The sequence below is a fragment of the Limimaricola sp. G21655-S1 genome (assembly GCF_027213785.1).
In the GTDB taxonomy this organism is placed as follows: Bacteria; Pseudomonadota; Alphaproteobacteria; order Rhodobacterales; family Rhodobacteraceae; genus Limimaricola.
In genome coordinates this window covers 1-267 of sequence record NZ_JAPWGO010000250.1, presented here as the reverse complement: position 1 = coordinate 267, position 267 = coordinate 1, and the positions used below count along the sequence as shown (strand labels likewise).

General features: G+C 55.8%; 1 protein-coding gene. It reads left to right on the top strand.

Translation table 11 applies throughout. From position 1 onward, the window contains the following. A partial coding sequence (locus O4G76_RS20655; protein ID WP_269398995.1) for an ABC transporter permease subunit occupies positions 1–267 on the top strand: 267 nt, incomplete at both ends.

Here is a 267-nt window from a genome sequence, read left to right as displayed (position 1 = left end):
ATGCTCGGCTGGGTCGGCGGCCCCGGACGACAGGGGATATTTTACGAAGATATGATCCCGTCTGTCACTGGTATGATCCTAGTGGATTCGATTATCGCAGGTGACTGGGGGGCCTTTTGGGATGCCTTTTCCCATATCGTGCTGCCCGCATCGATCTTGGGCTATTACTCGCTGGCCTACATCAGCCGGATGACGCGCTCTTTTATGCTGGAGCAGCTCTCGGCAGAATATATCACCACGGCCCGCGTCAAAGGCATGAGCGAATGG